Origin of the sequence: Methanosarcina baikalica, from assembly GCF_031461075.1 — an archaeon.
GTDB lineage: Archaea > Halobacteriota > Methanosarcinia > Methanosarcinales > Methanosarcinaceae > Methanosarcina > Methanosarcina baikalica.
Genome location: NZ_JAVKPK010000018.1, coordinates 11,744 through 33,234, shown reverse-complemented (window position 1 = coordinate 33,234; position 21,491 = coordinate 11,744). Strand labels below are relative to the sequence as shown.

General features: G+C 41.5%; 19 protein-coding genes and 1 pseudogene. 9 read left to right on the top strand and 11 right to left on the bottom strand.

Going from position 1 to position 21,491, the window contains the following annotated elements:
• Positions 1 to 24 precede the first annotated feature (24 nt).
• Positions 25 to 1,329 (bottom strand): NfeD family protein, encoded by a 1,305-nt coding sequence (locus RG963_RS06085; RefSeq protein WP_310575385.1) that lies wholly within the window; start codon positions 1,327 to 1,329, stop codon positions 25 to 27.
• A 51-nt stretch (positions 1,330 to 1,380) separates the two neighbouring features.
• A complete protein-coding gene (locus RG963_RS06080) occupies positions 1,381 to 2,163 on the bottom strand; it encodes a slipin family protein (protein ID WP_310575384.1) in 783 nt (260 codons plus the stop codon).
• 177 nt (positions 2,164 to 2,340) lie between these two features.
• Here RG963_RS06080 and RG963_RS06075 point away from each other — a divergent pair, with 177 nt between their 5' ends.
• Positions 2,341 to 2,571 (top strand): hypothetical protein, encoded by a 231-nt coding sequence (locus RG963_RS06075; protein ID WP_310575383.1) that lies wholly within the window; start codon positions 2,341 to 2,343, stop codon positions 2,569 to 2,571.
• Between the two features lie 108 nt (positions 2,572 to 2,679).
• Positions 2,680 to 4,812 carry a DHH family phosphoesterase gene (locus tag RG963_RS06070; RefSeq protein WP_310575382.1) on the top strand — a complete coding sequence of 711 codons (2,133 nt, stop codon included), beginning with the start codon at positions 2,680 to 2,682 and terminating at the stop codon, positions 4,810 to 4,812.
• Positions 4,813 to 4,996: 184 nt separating this feature from the next.
• On the opposite strand, the gene RG963_RS06065 is transcribed toward RG963_RS06070, so the two are convergent.
• The 4 genes from RG963_RS06065 to RG963_RS06050 form a co-directional block, all read right to left on the bottom strand.
• Complete coding sequence (locus RG963_RS06065) at positions 4,997 to 5,611, bottom strand: orotate phosphoribosyltransferase-like protein (protein ID WP_310575381.1); 615 nt, start codon at positions 5,609 to 5,611, stop codon at positions 4,997 to 4,999.
• A 166-nt stretch (positions 5,612 to 5,777) separates the two neighbouring features.
• A complete protein-coding gene (locus tag RG963_RS06060) occupies positions 5,778 to 6,278 on the bottom strand; it encodes an NOB1 family endonuclease (protein ID WP_310575380.1) in 501 nt (166 codons plus the stop codon).
• A gap of 518 nt (positions 6,279 to 6,796) precedes the next feature.
• Positions 6,797 to 7,486, bottom strand: coding sequence for a DUF169 domain-containing protein (locus tag RG963_RS06055; protein ID WP_310575379.1), 690 nt, complete (start codon positions 7,484 to 7,486; stop codon positions 6,797 to 6,799).
• A gap of 228 nt (positions 7,487 to 7,714) precedes the next feature.
• Positions 7,715 to 7,963: a hypothetical protein gene (locus RG963_RS06050; protein WP_310575378.1), complete on the bottom strand. Its 249-nt coding sequence runs from the start codon at positions 7,961 to 7,963 to the stop codon at positions 7,715 to 7,717.
• A gap of 577 nt (positions 7,964 to 8,540) precedes the next feature.
• On the opposite strand from RG963_RS06050, the gene RG963_RS06045 reads away from it, so the two are divergent.
• The 3 genes from RG963_RS06045 to RG963_RS06035 all read left to right on the top strand — a co-directional run bounded on the left by RG963_RS06045 (position 8,541) and on the right by RG963_RS06035 (position 10,747).
• Entirely contained in the window at positions 8,541 to 8,918 is a 378-nt protein-coding gene (locus RG963_RS06045; protein ID WP_310575377.1) for a 30S ribosomal protein S8e, read from the top strand.
• A gap of 74 nt (positions 8,919 to 8,992) precedes the next feature.
• On the top strand, positions 8,993 to 9,484 hold the full coding sequence (locus tag RG963_RS06040; protein WP_310575376.1) for an Lrp/AsnC family transcriptional regulator: 492 nt from the start codon (positions 8,993 to 8,995) through the stop codon (positions 9,482 to 9,484).
• Positions 9,485 to 9,565: 81 nt separating this feature from the next.
• Complete coding sequence (locus RG963_RS06035; protein ID WP_310575375.1) at positions 9,566 to 10,747, top strand: aminotransferase class I/II-fold pyridoxal phosphate-dependent enzyme; 1,182 nt, start codon at positions 9,566 to 9,568, stop codon at positions 10,745 to 10,747.
• A gap of 53 nt (positions 10,748 to 10,800) precedes the next feature.
• On the opposite strand, the gene RG963_RS06030 is transcribed toward RG963_RS06035, so the two are convergent.
• The 3 genes and pseudogenes from RG963_RS06030 to RG963_RS06020 all read right to left on the bottom strand — a co-directional run bounded on the left by RG963_RS06030 (position 10,801) and on the right by RG963_RS06020 (position 11,208).
• On the bottom strand, positions 10,801 to 10,926 hold the full coding sequence (locus tag RG963_RS06030) for a hypothetical protein (protein WP_310575374.1): 126 nt from the start codon (positions 10,924 to 10,926) through the stop codon (positions 10,801 to 10,803).
• A gap of 18 nt (positions 10,927 to 10,944) precedes the next feature.
• Positions 10,945 to 11,061, bottom strand: a pseudogene (locus RG963_RS06025) (helix-turn-helix domain-containing protein); the annotation flags it as partial.
• 6 nt (positions 11,062 to 11,067) lie between these two features.
• Positions 11,068 to 11,208: a hypothetical protein gene (locus tag RG963_RS06020; RefSeq protein ID WP_310575373.1), complete on the bottom strand. Its 141-nt coding sequence runs from the start codon at positions 11,206 to 11,208 to the stop codon at positions 11,068 to 11,070.
• A 144-nt stretch (positions 11,209 to 11,352) separates the two neighbouring features.
• On the opposite strand from RG963_RS06020, the gene RG963_RS06015 reads away from it, so the two are divergent.
• Positions 11,353 to 12,036: a DUF5591 domain-containing protein gene (locus RG963_RS06015; RefSeq protein ID WP_310575372.1), complete on the top strand. Its 684-nt coding sequence runs from the start codon at positions 11,353 to 11,355 to the stop codon at positions 12,034 to 12,036.
• A 140-nt stretch (positions 12,037 to 12,176) separates the two neighbouring features.
• On the opposite strand, the gene RG963_RS06010 is transcribed toward RG963_RS06015, so the two are convergent.
• Positions 12,177 to 12,263: a hypothetical protein gene (locus RG963_RS06010; protein WP_310575407.1), complete on the bottom strand. Its 87-nt coding sequence runs from the start codon at positions 12,261 to 12,263 to the stop codon at positions 12,177 to 12,179.
• A 577-nt stretch (positions 12,264 to 12,840) separates the two neighbouring features.
• Here RG963_RS06010 and RG963_RS06005 point away from each other — a divergent pair.
• The 3 genes from RG963_RS06005 to RG963_RS05995 all read left to right on the top strand — a co-directional run bounded on the left by RG963_RS06005 (position 12,841) and on the right by RG963_RS05995 (position 15,918).
• Positions 12,841 to 13,917 (top strand): hypothetical protein, encoded by a 1,077-nt coding sequence (locus RG963_RS06005; protein ID WP_310575371.1) that lies wholly within the window; start codon positions 12,841 to 12,843, stop codon positions 13,915 to 13,917.
• Positions 13,918 to 14,119: 202 nt separating this feature from the next.
• Positions 14,120 to 14,650 carry a hypothetical protein gene (locus RG963_RS06000; protein ID WP_310575370.1) on the top strand — a complete coding sequence of 177 codons (531 nt, stop codon included), beginning with the start codon at positions 14,120 to 14,122 and terminating at the stop codon, positions 14,648 to 14,650.
• Positions 14,651 to 15,375: 725 nt separating this feature from the next.
• A complete protein-coding gene (locus RG963_RS05995) occupies positions 15,376 to 15,918 on the top strand; it encodes a pentapeptide repeat-containing protein (protein WP_310575369.1) in 543 nt (180 codons plus the stop codon).
• Between the two features lie 159 nt (positions 15,919 to 16,077).
• Here the strand turns inward: RG963_RS05995 and RG963_RS05990 are convergent, their stop codons facing one another.
• Complete coding sequence (locus RG963_RS05990) at positions 16,078 to 21,060, bottom strand: PKD domain-containing protein (protein WP_310575368.1); 4,983 nt, start codon at positions 21,058 to 21,060, stop codon at positions 16,078 to 16,080.
• Positions 21,061 to 21,491 lie beyond the last annotated feature (431 nt).

Sequence of the window (21,491 nt, the reverse complement as noted above, 5' to 3'; positions counted from 1 at the left end):
TTGAGCCGGAAAAGAAGGGAATAATCAGGTTTTTCTTTTCACTAAGAGCACTTCCCTTACTTTTCCAGTGATTTCTACTTCTACTTTTGGTTCGATTTCTTCTTCCGAACGGGCTTTCCAGTACTCTCCTTTATAACGGATGTAACCCGATTTTCCAGGCCCTACAGGATCTATGGTTTGGGCAGTATCCCCCAAGAACTCTCCAATAACCGGCTTTTTCTTCCTGATCTCGGTTATTTTGTAGACTGCAAAAACCAGGAACAGCCCGAAAACAATTGTTGGGGCTACCACGGTCAGGGTTAGAAGCCTTCTGAATTCGGGACTGTAAATATTTTCACCTCCCATAGGTATCAGAAATATACTACCTACTATCAGGCTGATAAGGCCAGCAAGCCCGAAGATGCCGAATCCGGGTATTTTTATTTCAAGAGTCAGAAGTGCTATCCCTAAAATAATGAGGACGAATGCTCCGATATTGATATCAAATCCTGTGCCTATCAGTCCGAGTACGATTGAAATAATCCCGAATAATTCTGCTCCGGCTCCCGGACTTGAAATCCCAAAAATAATCCCATAGAGCCCGATGGTTAAAAGAAGGGATGAAATCATTGGGTTTGAAACGAGCCTTAGAATGGAAAGAGATAGGGGTGGCTCATAATCTTCCGTGTTCGCATTTTCGGTTTGCAGGGTTCTTTCTTTTACCTGTTGTCCGTCAGTCTGGGCCAGCAGATTCGGGATAGAAGGAGCTACATATTCTATCACGCCTGCTCCCAGGGCTTCCTGGGCATCAAGGTTTTTGTTTTTCGTTATGACCTCTTCTGCAAAGGTCTCGTTTCTTCCATGCTTGCTGGCCGTTGCAACCGAAAACTTGACAAGGGCGTTTATTATTTTTTCATCTTCTATGGGTTTCGTTCCCTCTGCAGAAATCTGAACAGGCTGGGCTGAACCTATAACTGTGAAAGGTGCCATTGCAGCAATATCGGTTCCCATGAGGATGAGAGTCCCGGCTGACCAGGCTTTCCCGCTCTCCGGTACATATCCGATAACAGGCACGCTTGTGTTTTCAATATCCCTTATAATGATCTGGGTCTCCTCCAGCCCTCCCCCCGGGGTATCCAGGCTGATTACGAGCGCCTCAAAGTTTTCGTTTTCAGCTTTTTCGATTGCATCCGCTACAATATCATCTGAAGCCGGAGTGATGGCTTCGGAAATTTCAAGCACAAGCACCTTATTGTCAGGCCCTGCACCAGCAACGGGTGCAAAGACGGCTGTAAGGATGAAGCACAGGAACAAAATAGAGAGGGAACGGTGAGCCCCTTCCAAAAGCATGTTTATAGATCCTTTTTTGCTTATCGCTTTCCTTCAGATTCCTTTTCGACTTTATTGTTCTTTCTTTCTTGAAATAGCCTGAGATAGGGCTGCTATATTCCCGGTTTCTATAGTCTGGGATTGCGTAACCACTATGAGGTTCTTTTCCCTGGCAATCTCGGCAAGTGTTTGCAGTTCCCTTAGTTTGATTGCTGTAGGTGCTCCCTGATAGAGAGTGGCAGCTTCCACCATTTTCTGGGCAGCCTGAGATTCTCCTTCCGCAAGAATAATCCTGGCACGCTTTTCCCTTTCGGCTTCAGCCTGTTTAGCAATCGCTCTCTTCATTGTTTCAGGCAGGGATACGTCCCTGATCGTGACCCCTGTAACTTTGATCCCCCACGGATCAGTATATGCATCCAGAAGTTCCTGTATTTGCTTGTTAATATTCTCTCTTTCCGAAAGCAGTTCGTCAAGTTCCATCTGACCCAGTACGTCTCTGAGTGTGGTCTGTGAAAGAGTAGAAGTTGCAAACATATAATTTTCAACCTGTGTAATAGCAGCTCCGGGTTCCACGACCTTGTAATAGACAACGGCATCCACTTCAACAGTGACATTATCCCTTGTGATAACTGCCTGTTTGGGGACATCGATTGCAACAATTCTCAGATCTATTTTCATAGCCTTGTCAATAATCGGAATGATCAAGAAGATTCCGGGTCCTTTCACTCCGCTAAGGCGACCTAACCTGAAAATAACTACTCTTTCATATTCATTAACCATTTTTATGGATTGTGAAAGTATTAAGAATATAACTATTAATACAGGAAACAATAATTGACTGGTGAAATCGACCATACTTTTATGACCTCTTGTTCCATTTATATTAAATTGAACTCAATAATAATTAAGTATTCTCTCAGAAAGCATACTAAAAATATATCTAATGTAAGTGTTCATAATTTAAAGTTTTGCATTCTGCATCTCTCTAAATATCTGGAAAACTATATAATTTCTTTCACGTTCCGATTTTACATGGACTGCAGTTTTTCAGATTTTTTGGAGCTATCTCAGGAAGAATTAAATACCAGACGTGAAGGTGTCTTTGGTTGTTGTGGACATATAAAGGTACTGTTGCAAACTGATTGTGACAAATGGCTGCATCTGAAAACACTTATATCTGAAATACGAAAATACAAAACAGGGGAAAATCGGATTGACAGGGAAAGAAAAGATCGGGAACGTTTCGATTTTCGGGCTGAATAGGGCCGATTGAGAGAACAATAAATGCTTTCAGGTTCAAAAGCTTATTCTGAGCCATAAAATATAGTGTAAGAAAACGTAGGTTCTGAGGAACCACCGGTGTTGATATTAATGAGTAAAGAATGTCCAGACTGCCACGGGCGTGGCTATGAAGTTATTTCAACTGATATCTGCCCTCAATGTAAGGGAAAAGGCAAGTCAAAATCTATTGACTTCATGAAAATCTCGGAGAAAGAGATTGACAGTTTCTTGAAAAATGGCGCAGCATGTGAGAAATGTAAGGGTACTGGAAGTATTGAAATAACAACCCCCTGTAAGACTTGCGAGGGGCTCGGGAAAATATATACATGCAAGGTTTGTGGAGGGCACATTCAGGGACCCACGGATCCGGAGGAAGAAGTATGCGATTCCTGTTCTCGTTCTCAGTATGTTTATGCACTTGATGAATCCTGCGACCTTAAGGATGTGGAGGCAGGAAAACTTTACCACGGTATAGTGAGCAGCAAGGCTTCTTTCGGGGTCTTTGTAGACCTTAATCCTCATGTAAGAGGGCTCATGCACTCCAGCAATGTTGGGATTTCTCCTGAAGTGGGGGATGCCATGATCGTGCTGGTAAAAAGCATCAAAGCCGGAGGAAAACTGGACCTGATTCCGAAGACCCTGACAAAGTATGAAACTATCGAACTTGAAAAGGAGCTTCCACTTAAAAACTCAGCCGAAATAGACTCAAGTATGAAGGGCAGGCTCATCAGAATCGAAGGAGAAGTCATCCAGGTAAAGCAGACCAGCGGGCCTACTATTTTTACTATTAGCGATGAAGGAGGCTTTGTCCCCTGTGCAGCCTTTGAGATTGCCGGAAAAAGATCCTATCCACATATTGATGTAGGAATGATTGTTTCGATCACTGGAGAAGTGACTCTGCGGGATGAGCAGATTCAGATCGAAGTCATGAGTATGAAATTGCTGACCGGAAAGAAAGAGGAAATGGTCAGGGACAGAGTTGAGAAGGTAATTGAGGAAAAGGCAACTCCTGCAGATATTCCTTTCCTTATCGAAAGCGATATTATGGAGAAGCTCAAACCCAGGATGCTCCACGTCGCCAAAGAAATAAAGAAAGCGATTTTCCATTCAACGCCAATCGTTCTCAGGCATCATGCCGATGCCGATGGAATCACCTCGGCAATTGCAATTGAAAGGGCCATTCTGCCCCTTATTACGGAAATCGGTGGAGCGGATGCAGAATATTACTTCTACAAGCGTGCCCCTTCCAAAGCTCCTTTTTATGAGCTTGCAGACGTTACAAGAGATATTTCTTTTGCACTTGAAGATTCCTCTAGGCATGGGCAGAAAATGCCGCTTGTGATCCTTGTTGACAACGGGTCAACCGAAGAGGACGTCCCTTCCATGCGGCAGGCCAAAGTTTACGGAATCAATATGCTTGTTATCGACCATCACCACCCGGACGATATCGTTGACCAGTACCTGATAGGACACGCAAATCCTGCACATGTGGGAGGAGATTTCGGGGTTACTGCTGGAATGCTCTGTGCTGAAGTCGCTCGTATGATTAATCCCGACATCAGCGATACAATAAAACATCTACCAGCTGTTTCGGCAGTAGGGGACCGTTCAGAGGCTCCGGAAGCTGGAAGATACATTTCTCTTGTCTCGGACCGCTATACTCTTGAGGAACTGAAAGAGATGGCTTTAGCTCTGGATTATGAACAGTTCTGGCTGAAATTTAGCAGTGGAAAGGGAATTATCGACGATATTCTGGACCTGGGTGACCACGATATACACAAAAATCTGGTTTCCCTGCTCTGCGAACAGGCAAATACGATGATAAGGGAGCAGCTTGAGGTCTGTCTCTTTAATGTCAAGTCTCAGAAACTGGCAAACGGTACTATTATGAACGTGATAGACGTTGAAAACTATGCTCAAAAATTCACTTTCCCGCCACCTGGAAAGACTTCAGGAGAAGTTCATGATGTGCTTACCAAAAGGAATCCGGGCAAACCCGTAGTCACCATCGGATACGGTCCTGACTTTGCTGTCATTCGTTCCAAAGGCGTTCTTATGAATATTCCCAGGATTGTCAGAGAGCTTAGAGAAGAAATGAAAGGTGCAGGAGTCAGCGGAGGGGGGCATCTCGTCGTGGGCAGCATCAAATTTGTAGAAGGAATGAGAACTGAGGTATTATCAAGGCTTGCCGAGAAGATTGCATCCACGGAAGTCGAGTATTAAAAGGCTTAATAAGCCTCTTTTTCCTTCACTCCCTTTATATATCCGGAAAGAAATTGATAAAAGTAGCTCTTAAAAATCTTTCAACTGGTTATGTTTTTAAAATTAGTAAGTTTTAGGAAAGCCTTTCCTGTGGAAAAGCTTTCTATTTAAATGAATTGCTCTTACTTTTTGCCTTTATTTATTTTCAGTCCACGCGTACAATCCTTACAAGAGACTGGATCGGGACATTGGCGATTGTATCTGCACCTTTTTTATCCACGAGAACTACTACAACTATCGGTTTTGCACCCATTTCCCGAAGCTGCTCAATAACTTCCATGGTGGTGGAGCCGGTAGTAATAACGTCGTCCACAATCACACAGTTTTTGCCGGCAACGGTTCCAAAATTTCTGCTTATGGTCCCTTTATGGCCCGGCTGGACGACATCCTGTCCTTTGCGGGAATGATAAAGAGCAAAATCCGCTCCCAGTTCATTTGCCATCATGCTTGCCAGGGGAATGCCACTGGCTGCAACGCCAACGACCACGTCCACTTCAGCATTCGTTTTTTCCAGGGTCTCAAGCACCATGTCGCAGAGTGCAAGCGAGATATAGTGGAGCCGAGTAGCACTTTTTCCTATACTGCTCCAGTTTACAGAAATATCTTTTGGAGCGGGGGCTGTAACTCCTTTTTTTGAACGGGTTAAAAGCCAGGTAACCGTTTCCCTTGAAACATTAAGTTCATCGGCAATCTGGCCGGTTACAAGCCCGTTGCTCTGCAGTTCCACAGCTTTCTGGATCAAATCTTCTATATTCTTCATGCCTCCATTCCCACCTGTTATTTTTATCTGGCTGTATTTTCCGGCACTTTTTACAGCTTATTTACGAATACTGCCTGGAATACTGCCTAATAAACTATATTCAAATATACATTCTCTCAATTAAAGACACTATTACATTATCAAGTGTTATATCTTTTTCTTCAGCTTAAGGGTTACTCTTTTCTTTTCTACTTTTTTTTCTCTTTTTCTTGAGGGCCGAGCCGCAGATAGGGCAGACATCTCCTTTGTCAAAAGTTTTTCTGCAGCCCGTACATTGCTTTTGCCAGATAATAATATCTCTAATTTTTTTCTGGGCAATGGGCTTAACCTGAATCCCAAGCTGCACGGCAACATTCTGGACTGCATAATCATCCGTGAGCAGTATGCTCGTGTCCCTGTGCTCAAGAGCTTTTGCAAGTACTTCCAGGTCCGTCTTTGAGAGCTCTTCCGAGTCCCGGGTATACTCAGCCATTTTCCGAACCTCTTTTACCATTTCTGGTTCTGGCCATTCCACACGTAACCCTCCTTCTTTTGCAAGGTCAAAACGAAGCAAAGCATCCCTGCTTTTCAACTCATCCGCAACCGAAGGGACGGTAATCATCAGGGAAGTGTCCAGGTTACAGTTTCCCATTATAAAAACCGCCGAGTCTGTTATGTAACAGGTCATTTTTCTTCTCTTTTCTCTTTTACTATATAATCCATTGTCTCCCAAATTGCGTTTCGGGATCACAGGAAATCGGAGATTTTCTGGGAGTTGCGATGTAATCGCAACAGCACGCGGTCCTTTTCGCTTCTCTCAAGAGGACTTATTTTTGGCGAAGTTTTCATAGCTTAATTTCTATTTTCTGGCGGCGGCCCCTTAGAAACCGCCCCAGTGTCTAGGAAATTTAGTTATGGGTCACCATAATTAAGAAAGGGACTACGAATGAGGACTAGTTTAAATATTAATGCCCTATAATTAAGTTGCCAGGACACTAGTTTCTTTTCGCTCGTTTCACTCACTTGCATTTTTGGAAATGTCTATTAAAATGCGATGACTGGAATTTTTCAAAATTAAATCTTGAATGCTCAAGTGTATGAATTTGCATTTGATAAGCCCTTTGATTGACTTTCTCATTTTTGAAATCTTACTAAAGGACCTGAACCTCAAGAAGTCTTCATTTGAAAAAGATGCAGGTTTATATTTCATTTAGGACAGATTTCCTTAAGACCAGCGACCACATCAGCAAGAAGTTCAACGGGAATTCCCATTATCATTTCTTCATCTGCAATTTTGGTGTAATTCCTGCTGCCGCTGCAACCGACCGTAACTCCGATTTTGCCTTCTTTATATGCCTTCACAACGCCGTCAGAGCACAAGCTCTGTTTTCCTGCGAAACTGGTTTCAAGTCTGCCTCCAGCCTTGTACATGAAAGCCTGTGTAAGTAGCATAATTTGCCTTGGGTTGCAGATAACCACAACGACATCCGGCGTAAATGAGGTTTTTTCCAGAGGGGCGTACAGGACAGCTTCTGTTGAGTTAGGAGGAAGCTTAGGGACCATCTCAATGGTGCGCCGTGCGGCACTCTGCGTGCTGAACTGTTTGAGTCCTTTATAATAGAATTCTCCACTGGCCACTTTTGAAGGCATTTCCCCGATACCCATTGCACCGGCTCCACCTTTACACATCTGGTCTTCGCCAAGGGTATAGAACTCCTCGCCAGTCCTTCTTACTCTGTCAACCAGCTGGCAGTGCCTCATAGCCTCGTCTACTTTTTTAATTCCATCGGGAATTTCTCCTCCTGTCGGAATTAATTTTACTGCAACAGGGGATGTCTTAAGTTTCAGACATTCAATCATTTCCTGTCCGTAGCTGTTTATTTCTTTCACATCCATATTTTTAACTCCGGTTTTGAAATTTTTATTAACTCTCAAATAGCAATGTTATTTTACTGTTTTTAAAAATCATCTTGTTCAGTTTTGGCTATATCGTACAAAATAAACCTTGATATAAACATTCCCGAGTTTATATATATACAGGAGATTTTTCACAGTACTGCCCTATCTGTTCTTCTTCAGTACAGTTATTATTCCTAAAGTAAATGGGGAAATTCTCGGAAAAGTTCACTCCAATTTGTCAAAAATGATTTCCATCTTTCTCATTTCTCGAGCAAGATTCTTCGAAATCATGCCGTTTTCGAGCCAGCAAACGTTCATTACTGCTGCCGGGACGAGGCAGGTGGGTGTAAGGGGTGCTTCAGTCGTCTTCCGACCAAGTATGGTTTCGGGCCCCCACATAAGGTCTTTCATTTCCATATCAAAATTTGTGCCCCACTTTCTGAGTTTCTCGCATGTAGTCTTAATATTGTACATGCGTGTTCTTCCCTTCTTTTGTGGCAATGATCTTTGTGGTATGTCCGCATATGGTGTTCAATGAAATTTCCGTGACCATTATTTTTCTCTCCTGAATATGCTATATCTAGTGCTTCGGGGCCAAAAAGATTGAACTAAATAGTAATATTTAGTTTTAAACCGGCAAATAGATTTATTTACCTAAGTTTTATATTATTTTTAAGCATATCCTTTTCTTCTTCACCTGCGTTTGCGGATCCTTTTTATATCTATATTTGCTACCTTTCAATTCTTTTTCTACAGATGCCGGCATATTCTGCAGGTCGGGTGCAAAATTGAGTTTTCCTCTGGCTTCCTGATCGCAAAGTTCTTATACGACTCTCTTTGTATTGATTAGTCCATAGCAAATATGCTAATTAAAGTACTCCTGTTAATATAATTAATATATCATCAGGGCAATTAAGCTACTGATAAGTGTGCTTTTGCCCTGACACGATCACCAGATCAGGATTACAGGTATATTTACAATCTGAAAGTACAGCATAATCGTTAAAGATAAACGTTGATTATAATTTCAATATACGTATGAGGTTTTAATATGAGATGGCAAGGTAGCTCCAGAAGAAAAGTGACCGGTGGGAAAGTTATTGCTGCCCGCGGGAAACGCAAGTTTGAAATGGGCCGCGAATCTGCGGAGACCCGTATAAGTGAAATAAAGAGGAAAAAAGTCCAAACAATGGGAGGCAACAGGAAGGTAAGGCTTCTCCAGTGCAACGTTGCAAACGTAACCAATCCCAAAGACGGAAAGACTGTTACTGCCCCCATTGAGACCGTTATCGATAACACTGCAAACAAGCACTATGTCAGGCGTAACATTCTGACAAAAGGCTCCGTTATAAGGACTCCCCTAGGAACTGCAAGAGTTACAAGCAGACCAGGGCAGGACGGCGTTGTAAACGCTGTATTAATTGAATAATTTGAATAGAGGACTTTATCCCTAAGACGGGGATTCTTTGCCAAATTTTCCTCACCTTTGTGCCGGTGACCACCATGGATGAACAGATTCGACATATACTGGAAATTCTTGAAAATGACGCCAGAGCAACTCCGGAAGAAATTGCATCCCTGACAGATATGTCTGCACAGGAGATTTCCCAGACGATTGCAAAACTTAAAGATACAGGAGTTATCCGGCACTACAAAACCATAGTCGATTGGGACCTGGTTGGGGAAAACTATGTTTATGCCGTGATTGAGCTGAAGGTTACTCTGGAGCGCAATCAGGGCTATCAGGCAATCGCAGAAAGAATTTACAAATTTCCGGAAGTCCGGTCAGTCAGGCTCTTATCCGGGAACTATGACATATCTCTTACCGTCCGGGGAAAATCGATGAAGGATGTAGCCTTTTTCGTAGCAGAGAAAATTGCAACCCTTGATCAGGTACAGAGTACGTCAACCCACTTCGTACTGAAGACCTATAAGGAAGATGGGGTTATCCTCCATGAACCTGAGGCGATTAAAAGGCTACCAGTATCGTTTTAATACGAACTGGCTTTAAAGCCTGATCCCCTATCGGTTTTACGTTTTATAGCACTCATACAGCTTTTTCCAGGGGCGTTTTGCTTGAGATCTCCATGCGATCCTTCTAAATTTGTTGCGGAATCTGTGAAAAACATTCCACCTTCAGGAATACGCCGTTTTTTTGATCTGGTTTCTGGACTTGAGGATATAATCTCACTTGGGGTAGGCGAACCTGATTTCATCACTCCCTGGCACATCCGTGAAATGTGCATCCACTCTCTTGAAAAAGGGCAAACTTCATACACCTCAAATTACGGACTTCCGGAACTCAGAGACGAACTTACCAGGACTTATTACAGGCGTTATGGTCTGGACTATGACCCTTCATCCGAGATTCTGGTCACAACAGGCGTGAGTGAAGCTCTGGATATAGCAATCAGGGCAGTTGTCAACCCGGGCGACGAGGTTATTGTGGTCCAGCCCTCTTATGTGGCATATGTGCCTTCTGTTGTTCTTGCAGGAGGTAAACCTGTTATCGTTTCCACCTATGTGGATGACAATTTTAGCCTGACTGCAGAAGCCCTTAAACCTGCAATTACGAATAAGACAAAGGCAATAATTCTCAACTTCCCTAACAACCCTACAGGAGCGATCATGACACAGGAAGAGTTTGAGGGTATTGCCGACCTTGTAGTGGAGAACAATCTGTTTGTCATCTCTGACGAAGTTTACGAGTGCCTGACCTACGGAAGCAAGCATGTCCCGTTCTCTTCCCTCGACGGTATGAAAGAGCGCACTGTCATGCTCAACGGATTTTCCAAGGCTTATGCAATGACAGGGCTCAGGCTCGGTTTTGCAATGGGTGCGCCTGAGATTATACATTCGATGATGATGATTCACCAGTACTCTATGCTTTGCGCTCCCATAACTGCTCAATTAGGGGCAATTGAGGCACTCCGCAACGGTAAAGAGGAAATGGAGCGGATGGTCCGGGAATATGACCGGCGCAGGCACCTCATTGTCAGGGGCTTTAACAGAATAGGACTTGAGTGCTACAACCCAAAAGGGGCATTTTATGCCTTTCCCTATATAGGGAATACAGGTCTCTCTTCCTCCGAGTTTGCAGAACGCCTTCTAGACGAAAAGAAAGTTGTTACAATTCCCGGAGACGTCTTTGGAGATGCAGGTGAAGGTTTCCTGCGCTGCGCATATGCAGCATCCGTTGATGATATTAGAAAAGCAGTAGAGAGAATGGGAAACTTTGTAGACGGATTAAAACAGTAAATTCAGCCGAATCTTTTTCAGTCTCCTTTCAAAATTTCCATTAAATTTTATCTTTATATTCGGTTTTCTTCATCGTTCATTCTCAGGACGAGGGCACTTGCTTTATCATCCATTTTTTCAATTAGCTCGTTCATCTGATTGTACCATTCGTCAACATTTTTCTTTACCAGCTGCTTCATTTTCTGCGGTTCGATGGCTACATATTCATAGTAGTATCCTCCGCTCTCGATGGATTGCGTTTCTCTGTAAACAATTCCGCAAGCTATAAGGTTCTGTAGAGAACGGTATGCAGTACTTCTTTCCCTGTTAAGAATTTCCCCTCACTTTTCGGCCGTCAGGGGGCCATGCATAAGCAGGGATTTATATGCTTCAACATCAAGAGACTTCAAACCGAGCACACATTTTACCATGTCTTCGCATCTGAAGCTTGCTCTGATCATCCCATGAATAGAATTTGCCATAATACCACTTTGGGATGGTTTGCCTTATTTTGTTTGTGTTTTATTCAGTTTTTGAGGATCTTTTTTTAAGCTCATAAACCCTGCGGCTAGCTGAAGTTAGTTAATTATATATATAATCTCCCGAGTCAATTAGCTTTGACGTTTATGAAACCCATTATTCCTGAAGATGAACGTTCTCAAGAACCTCTCGATACTGATAAGATAATCTATCATCCGGATATGGTAAGGGCCAATGAATGGGTCCTGAGCGAATATGAAGCTCCCTTTAGGGATCTCTGTATTTTCGTTCCCTGTGCCAAAAGAAAACCCTATCATGAAAGCCCCTCTCATAAAAAATTCGACCGCGTGATCTTCGGAATTGCAAAACCTGAGGATGTACATATAGTAACCTTCGGAACCTGCGGGATTACTCCCAGGGAACTTGATACTCAATACCCTTTCATGCACTACAGTTTCATGATGGGCAAATGTAATGTTGCAAAGATCAAGAGAGACTTCATAAAAATTGAAAGCGAAAGGCTTGCTGCTTATCTTGAAAAGACCCGGGATAATTACAAACACAGAATAGCTTACTGTATTGGAGATTTCCGGACTGCGATGGAAAAAGCCGTGGAAATGGTTGACATAGAAGTTGATATCGTGCCCAGGGAATCAACGATCCAGAAAATGATCCAGCCAGATAAGCCTTTTATCTATAACAGCCTCTCCTCAAGAGAGTACCTTCAGGACCTTTCCGATGCAATTACTGACGCTCTCAGGCTTCCTAAGAGAAAAGTCGGTCTCAAAGAAGACCTTTCGGTCGATGACACGGACTGGTATATTTTATGACGAATCCCGGAATACCTTTAAAAAATCCTTCAAAATAGGTACAAAATTCTATTAAATCCCTAATTTGACAGATGATTCTCTGTTTCTCGATGGTTATGCAGAATGTATTCCATGTTTTCTTGCCTCGTAAGAACAGGTACTTACAGCTCACCTGCCTGATCCTCCCTTGGGTCAGAACCAACAATAACAGGCAATCTTCTCAGTTCTGGTCGTTCTCTTATCTCCATGTATGCAAAAAAGCTGTCCATGTCTACAGTCGCGTCAATCCTCAAAGATTCAACGATTCTGATTAGTTGCAATCGATTTTATAAGACATTTTGCCGTTGACGCTACACTAGCCTGAAGACTTATATTCCATGTACTTCTCATTCGTAAATATACTAGAAGTCACTTACAATGGCTGGGGCTATCGCTCGGGATAAAGAGGGTAAATTATGTCTGGAAATATATTATGAGACGAAAATCGTCCCGAATTAGGCTTTAAACCATAAAGTCTATTGGACTTGATTTTGGGCTTCAAGTGCGTAAATCCTATCAATAACTCACGGACACGACCCCTGGTATTTATCATGATTTATGTTTATAAAATACATTTATATACTATATTGTTTCACTATTGTGTGTATATAATAATATAATACTACATATTTCAGGTCGGGATTGTATAGTTTTTAATAGGGGTCTGAAGGTCCGAAATCCTGAGGTGGCTATCGATTGATATGTCTATCCCGGTAATTAAGTCCTGAAAATAAAAACACCAGAGACGATACATTCTCGATGTACTTCTACAGAAGTGAAAATTATATGTTACTCAAAGAAAACAAAATCGTAGAAAAAATTTGTGAAATTCCAGTTACACTTGAAGATGTATCCGAAAGCATTTTTGAAGGTGTAAGCACAAAAAATATTCTGATGCATAGGCTTCTCCTTCCTGAGGAAAGTGGTTCAGACTCATATTATCTTTGCGAAGGCCTGTGTAAACCTGTATTTTCAGAACCTGAAATTGTCTACCCCTATGTCTCAGGGGCTTTTTCCGAAAAATTTGCATTTAGGCCTTCATCTTACCGTTTTATGCTTCCTTATGAATTGTCCGACAAGGGCAAAAGCAAAGAATACAATATAATTCCCCCTGAAGAGCTGGAGGCAAGGTTCCCTATGGCTTATGGGAGAATTCTGGAATTCAAAAGAGGGTTCCGTCATGATATATCTCCCCTTAGCTCTGCAGACTATAGTATAAAAGGAAGAAAGCTTCTGGAGTATTTCAACACTCCTAAAATAATTGCAACTGAAGGCTATCATCTGCAGGCTGCCTATGACAATGTCGGAAATAATGTGTTTGATAATGGCTGTGGTATTGTTCTTAAGGACAGGAGTAAATACCCTTATGTTACTGCAGTTTTGAACAGCCCGATTGCCAGGCTCTTTCCAGCGGTGTGTAAGTCTGAAATGATCTTCTCGGATTATACAGCTCCTACAGTCCTGAGACGTTTCCCAATCGTATTTCCGGATAACAGGCTAACTGAGGATCTCATAAATACTGTCTCCAGTTACCTTGTGTTCCTGAACATGCAGAAATATGCAACAGGTTACGGAGTTCCGGACTGGCTTCGGGAACTTGCAGGTTTCTACGAGCAGATCTCAAGTCTTCTGGTCCTGGACACCTACTTCTTAAACTATATTGATCCAGGGCTTCTGGACGCCCTTGAAGAAAATATCCACCCATATGCCGGAGATATGGACTCTGAAAACAGTGATAACCTTCTGAGTGCACTATATTACATAAAACAACAGATTCTTGAAACCTCAGGTTCCGGGAAATTCAAATTTAATATGGGCTTGCCTGGAATGCTCAGTTTCCCTCAGAGCAGTGAAGAATTCTGAGCAATCCTTTTTGATTTTATCCCAAAAACCCAAGCTTTCAATTTTTTTCCAATATGGGACTTACTTACTTGAAATATAAAATCAAACGCAATAGATGTTTGGGTCAGCTTTATTTATTGGACAGTTAAACATTAAATGCTATCTAGTTCTCAGTTCAACTTCTTAAGTCCGATATTGGAAAAAAATAACGGAGAAATGAAAAGTGTTAACTAAGGGATTAGTCGGAGTTAGGTTTGATAATGAACTTCATTTATGTTATCAGTCGCATGATTGTGGTCCTGAAGGACTAGGGGCAGAAGTTGTATCATTTGTAAGGGAACTTCAGAGGGACTCTTTACGAATGAAGATCTTTAAGGAAAACATTAGAAAAGTTGAATGGGTTGATGAGATAGATTACCCGACAACACAGCAAGCTGAAAAATTAATCAGGGACCCAGAAATTTTAGAGTCTTTGAAGTATAACGAAGATTGGTATACTCAATTTTCATTTGATCCGATGGCATGTTTTGAATACGTAATTCTTTTTGGACTGCCAATCATTCCAGAACATCGAGAGTATTCATTAGGAGAACCTACTGATTTTATCGCATATGCGTATGTGGTGGATTTAAATCGTGATGTCCTTGAATTATATCGTAGTGGGCACAAGATGGGTGAGTTTTCTTTTCAAGCGCTTGTGGATCTGGTAAAAGCTGATTGGGGGAGAATGTCATCCACATGGGAAGATTATTGAAAAGGGAAAGTTATATCTCTTATTCGTAGATATTGCCTAGAAGCCACGTAAAAAGGCCAAGGGCTATCGCTCGGGACAAAGATAGGTTAAATTCTATACCTATTTGATTTCAGATAGGAACGTACACGCCTATTAAGGAAACACGCATGCCCAGTTTTCGTTTTGTTTATATATCCTTTAATCTCTATGCCTTTATTAGTGTGGGTTTAGGCATAAATTAGAAGGGAAGAGAATTTCAGAGAGTCACCACATTTCCACCTCGAAGCTTCAAAATTAGCCTATAACTGATATATTCCTGTTCTTCTAAACAGGTGCCTTAAATCGCCTTAGAATCAGTTCACTTTTGAAAGATCGACGATATTTTTCATATGTGCTTTCCTGTTATTATCTCTTTTCTTTGTCCTACTTTTGAGTTCATTGGGGAACAGCCCTCAGTCAACTCTTAATTTAGAACTTTTTGTGACAGATGAAATCACAACTTGATATGGAGTAATATAATGTAAAAATGCACATGAACTTAGTAGAAATGCTCAAGAAATCACGTATATTCAAAGAAGACTTGATAAACTATATTATCCTTTAAAAATTAGATTGAACCAATATGACGACATAACAAAAGAAAATCTGAAGTCTGAATCTTATGGTTTAAAAATTAAACACTGAAGAGAAGAAGATATCTTCCTAGCATAGTAATGCTTATTTTAGTTCAAAGCCGATAATTGTAAATGGATATTCCAGAGCGAAAAGACCTTCGAGGAGCTAACCTTAAAGGAGCTGACCTTAAAGAGGCTGACCTTAAAGAGGCTAACCTTCAAGAAGCTAACCTTGAAGGAGCTAACCTTAAAGGGGCTGATCTTTTTGAGGCTAACCTAAAAGAGGCTAACCTTCAAGGAGCCTACCTTATATGGGCTGATCTAAGATGGGCTCACTTTGAAGCGGCTTGCCTTGAAATGGCTTATCTTGAAGGAGCTAACCTTCAAGGAGCTCATCTTGAAAGGGCTAATCTAAAAGAGGCTCATCTTGAAGGGGCTAATCTTAAAGAAACTGATCTTGCATTGGCTAACCTTCAAGAGGCTAACCTTGAAGGAGCTAACCTTGAAGGGGCTAACCTTCAAGAGGCTAACCTTGAAGGAGCTTTCCTTGGAGAGGCTTATGGATTGTCAATTGATCAGCTTTCTAAAGTGAAAACACTTTATAAGGTAAAATTAGACAAAGAGCTTAGCATACCATTAAAAGAAAAGTACCCTGCTCTTTTTGAAAAAAACTGATTAATATGAATAATTCTGCTCTGTAGAAATCCTCTTAAATACGAAATCTCCATTAATTTGAACCGAATAGCCGGATATATTTTTGCTTATTTAATTTTAGCCTCTTGAAATTGATTTATATAGGTTTTCTACAAAGCCCTTTTTTTCTATTTAAGATATTTACTTACTAACTTCGATATATCTAGTCCTGGTTTCAGTACTGCTGCTTCCTGGATTATCTACGGTTAAACTAACAGAATAAAGTCCCGTTTTATTGAATGTGTGTACAGGATTCTTTTCTGTTGAAGCATTTCCATCTCCAAAAGCCCATGTCCATGCAGTAGGTGATCCAGTGCTGTTGTCAGTAAAACTGACACTAAGCGGTGCAGATCCTGAAGTTGGGGCGGCAGAAAAAGCAGCGGCAAGGGAGTTTGAAACAGCAATACAGCTGGTTTTTGTCAATGCACTACTGCCGTTTGCATTACTTGCTGTCAATGTAACAGAATAAAGTCCCGTTTTATTGAATGTGTGTACAGAATTCTCTTCTGTTGAAGCGTTTCCATCTCCAAAATTCCATTTCCATGCAGTCGGCGATCCTGTGCTTTGGTCAGTGAAATTAACAGTAAGAGGCACTTTTCCTGAAGTAGGAGACGCAGAGAAGCTGGTAACAGGAGTATTTAATATGCTTGAGACAGCAATACAGCCGGTTTTTGTCAACGCATTACTACCGTTTGCATTACTTGCTGTCAATGTAACAGAGTATAGTCCTGATTTGTTGAATGTATGTACAGGATTCTTTTCTGTTGAAGCATTTCCATCTCCGAAAGCCCATTTCCATGAAGTTGGGAACCCAGTGCTCTGGTCAGTAAAACCAACAGTAAGAGGCTCTCTTCCTAAAGTTAGAGATGCAGAGAAGCTGGTAACAGGAGTATTTAATATGCTTGAGACAGCAATATAGCCGGTTTTTGTTAACGCATTACTCCCGTTTGCATTACCTGCTGTCAATGTAACAGGATATAGTCCTGATTTATTGTATTTATGTACAGGATTCTTTTCTGTTGAAGTGTTTCCATCTCCAAAAGTCCATTTCCATGAGGTTGGAGATCCTGTGCTCTGGTCAGTAAAACGAACAGCAAGAGGCGTGCTTCCGGAAGTAGGGGATGCAGAGAAGCTGGTAACAGGGGCAACTAAAATGCTTGAAACAGCAATATAGCCGGTTTTTGTTAGCGCATTACTACCGTTTGCATTACTTGCTGTCAATATAACAGGATATAGTCCTGATTTATTGTATGTGTGTACAGGATTCTTTTCTGTTGAAGTGTTTCCATCTCCTAAAGTCCATTTCCATGAAGTTGGAGATCCTTTGCTCTGGTCAGTAAAACCAACAGTAAGAGGCGCGCTTCCTGAAGTCGGAGTTGCTAAAAAGGTGGTGATAGGGACAATATAGCCAGGATTCGACATCACACTACCGTTTTCAGAAATTACACTTATATAGCTATATTTTTGCACAGTATCACTGCCGTTTGCATTACTCGTCGTCAAAGCAACAGTATAATTTCCTGTTTTATTGTATTTGTGTACAGGATTTGTATCTGTTGAAGTATTCCCATTTCCGGAATTCCATTTCCATGCCGTTGGCGATCCTATGCTCTGGTCAGTAAAATTAACAGTAAGAGGTACTTTTCCTGAAGTAGGAGACGCAGAGAAGCTGGTAACAGGAGTATTTAAAACGCTTGAGACAGCAATATAGTTGGACTTTGTTAACGCATTACCACCATTTGCGTTGCTCGCTGTCAATGTAACAGAGTATAGTCCTGATTTATTGAATGTGTGTACAGGGTTTCTATCTGTTGAAGCATTTCCATCTCCGAAATTCCATTTCCATGCCGTTGGAGACCCTCTGCTCTGGTCAGTAAAACGAACAGTAAGAGGTGTGCTTCCTGAAGTAGGAGATGCGGAGAAGTTGGTAACAGGAGTTTTTAAAACACTTGAAACAGCAATATAGCCGGATTTCGTTAACGCACTACTGCCTTTCGCATTACTTGCTGTCAATGTAACAGAATAAAGTCCTGATTTATTGAATATGTGTACAGTATTTTTATCTGTTGAAGTATTCCCATCTCCAAAAGTCCATTTCCATGAGGTTAGAGATCCTTTGCTTTGGCCAGTAAAACCAACAGTAATAGGCGCGTTTCCTGAAGTAGGAGACGCAGAGAAGCTGGTAGCAGGAGCATCTAAAACGTTTGAGACAATAATATAGCTGGATTTTGTTAACGTATTACTGCCGTCTGCATTACTTACTGTCAGTGTAACAGAGTATAGTCCTGCTTCGCTGTATGTATGTACAGGGTTCTCCCCGGTTGAATATGTCCCGTCTCCAAAAGTCCATTTCCTTGAAGTTGGAGATCCTGTACTCTGGTCAGTAAAACTAACAGTAATAGGCGCGCTTCCGAAAGTTGGAAATGCGGACAAAGCAGCAACAGGGGCTTCAAAACCGTTTGAAACGGCAACATAGCCGGATTTTGTCACTGTACTACTGCTCCCCGTTTCGTTTAATGTCAATGTAACAGAATATTTTCCTGATTTTCTATATATGTGCACAGGATTCTTTTCTGTTGAATTTGTTCCATCTCCAAAATCCCAGTTCCATGATGTTGGTGATCCTATGCTCTGGTCAGTAAAACTAACACTAAACGGCGTTTTTCCTGAAGTGGGGGATGCAGAAAATACTGGCTGTGCTAGAACAGTTACTGTGGCAAATTTTGAATCGGTACCGTTTGTATTGTTTACTGTAAGCGTTACATTGTAATTCCCTGCTCTGAAGTAAGTGTGTGCTGGATTCTGCTGTGTTGAAGCTGTTTCGTCTCCAAAGTTCCAGTTCCACCCATCCACATTCTTCGAGAGATCCGTAAACTGGGCAGAAAGAGGAGCATAACCGGATGTGGGATTGCTGCTGAAGTTTGCAACAGGAAGTATGGGTTGTGCCGGGAGAGGACTCATAAACTGACCGAAAGCAATAGGGCCGGCACCTGTATATACAGTGGCCGTAACCTTGTTTGTGGCTGTGTCAATTACAGAGGCAGTATTGCTCCTGGAGTTCGCCACATATACTTTTGTTCCATCCGGGCTGACTGCGACTCCGTAAGGACTTGCTCCTACATGCACAGTTGCTATAACAGTGTTTGTAGCTGTATCAATCACGGAGACACTATTACTGCCTTCATTCGCCACATATACTTTTGTTCCGTCCGGACTGACTGCAGTTCCCATAGGCCATTTTCCTACAGTCAAAGTGGCTGTAACAGTGTTTGAACCCGTCTCAATTACAGAAATAGTGTTACTTTCGCAATTCGTAACATATAGTTTAGTTCCCGTCGGATTGACTGTAATTCCACAAGGACCAAGGCCAACTTTCACTGTGGATGTAACAGTGTTTGTGCCTGTATCAATTACAGAAACATTGTTACTGTAGCGGTTCGTCACATATACTTTTGTTCCATCAGGTATGACTGCAACTCCCAGTGGATTAATTCCTGCAGGCACCATGGCTGTAACAGTGTTTGTGGCTGTGTCAATTACGGAGACACAGTTGATGTCGCGATTTGTCACATATACTTTTGTTCCATCCGGTGTGACTGCAATTCCGCAAGGACTGTATTTGTATCCGACTGGCACTGTGGCTGTAACCTCGTTTGTGGCTGTGTCAATTACAGAGACAGTACCACTGTCGCCGTAGTCGACGTTCGCAACATAAATTTTTGTTCCATCGGGTGTGACTGCAACCCCCAGAGGTTTGGTTCCTACAGGCACAGTGTCTGTAAAGGTATCGTTTGCTGTGTTAATTACGGTAACAGTGTTTCTGTTGAAGTTCGTAATATAGGCATATGAAGGCGCAAGAGAACCTTTCGGGACAATATTTACTGTAGCAAGCTTTGAATCCGTGCCGTTTGAATTGCTTACTTTCAGGCTAACAGTATAGATTCCTGTTTTAGAATAGGTATGCGTAGGATTTTGCTTTGTTGAACTAGACCCGTCTCCAAAGTCCCAGTTCCAGCTGGTTGCATTCTCCGATAAATCCGTAAACTGTATAGGTACAGAAGAATAAACATAATCTGATGTGACATTGCTGCTGAAGTTTGCTAAAGGATAAACCGGTTGTACTGGAATAGAACCTATAAACTGGCCTGAAGCACGAGGACTATTTCCTACAAGCATTGTGGCTGTAACAGTGTTGGTCGCAGTGTCAATTACAGAGACAGTGTTGTAGAGGCTAATTGCGACATATACCTTTGTTCCGTCCGGTGTGACTGCAATTCCTTTAGGATCGCTTCCTACAGGCACTTTGGCTGTAACAGTGTTGGTTGCGGTGTCAATTACGGAGACAGTGCTAATATATTCATCTTTATTCGTCACATATACCTTTGTTCCATTCGGATTGACTGCAACTCCACAAGACGCTCGCCCTATCTTCACCGTATCTATAACATTGTTTGTAGCAGTGTCAATTACAGAGATGCTCCCGCTATCGGAGTTCACTACGTATACCTTAGTTCCATCTGGTGTAACCGCAATTTCCTTAGGGCCTTTTCCTACGGATGCCGTGGTTACAACAGCTTTTGTGGCACTGTCAATTATAGATACAGTATTGTCCCCGTAATTTGTTACATATATCTTTTTTCCATCCGGACTTACTGCTACACCCACAGGATATTTTCCTGTAGTCACTGTACTTACAACAGTATTTGCGCTGGTATCAATTACAGAAACATTGTTACTATAACGGTTTGCCACATACACTTTTTTTCCATTCGGGCTAACTGCAACCCCCTGAGGAGAACTTTCTACAGGCACCGTGGTTATAACAGTATTTGTGCTGGTGTCAATTACAGATACATCGTTGCTACGAGTGTTTACTACGTATACCCTTGTTCCATTCGGATTAATTACAACCCCCATAGGATTAAATCCTACAGATATCGTGTCTGTAACTTTGTTTGTGGCTGTGTCAATTACAGAGACATCATTACTCTCTGAATTTGTAATGTATGCAAACGACGAGGCGCCCGCGATACTCACCAACATTAAAAAAGCAAGTGTCGTTATCCCCAAAGCTTTATTTAAGGTCTGCCCCCTAAATATTTTATTACACTTCGTTCCTTTCATTTTAGACCCCTGAGTATATGATTATTAAATTGTTGAGAACTTTGAAGGACCTTGAAATTTGACCGATTTTTTATAAAGGATAATATAGCAATTCGTTGAAGTCAGAGTTTTTTGGGTTAAGTTGGTTACCGCAACTAGGTGCGATTATAAAAACGACCAGATGAAGAATACTTCATAAAACTTTGTAAAATAATTGTAAATTAAAAGATAATAACTTTTCTTCTATTAACAAATAGGCTTAGTAAAAATAAATTCTTTCTTTACTATTTATAATTAAATTTTTATACTATTTTTACTTTATATAGTCTAAAAATTTAAAAAAGTGGGTCTCTAAAATCAAAATTTGTTTCCTGAATCGAGAACTATCAGGAATCAAAAAGGTTCTATTTGTGAATTTATTTCTGCAGATTTACGAGAAGTGCAATCTTTTC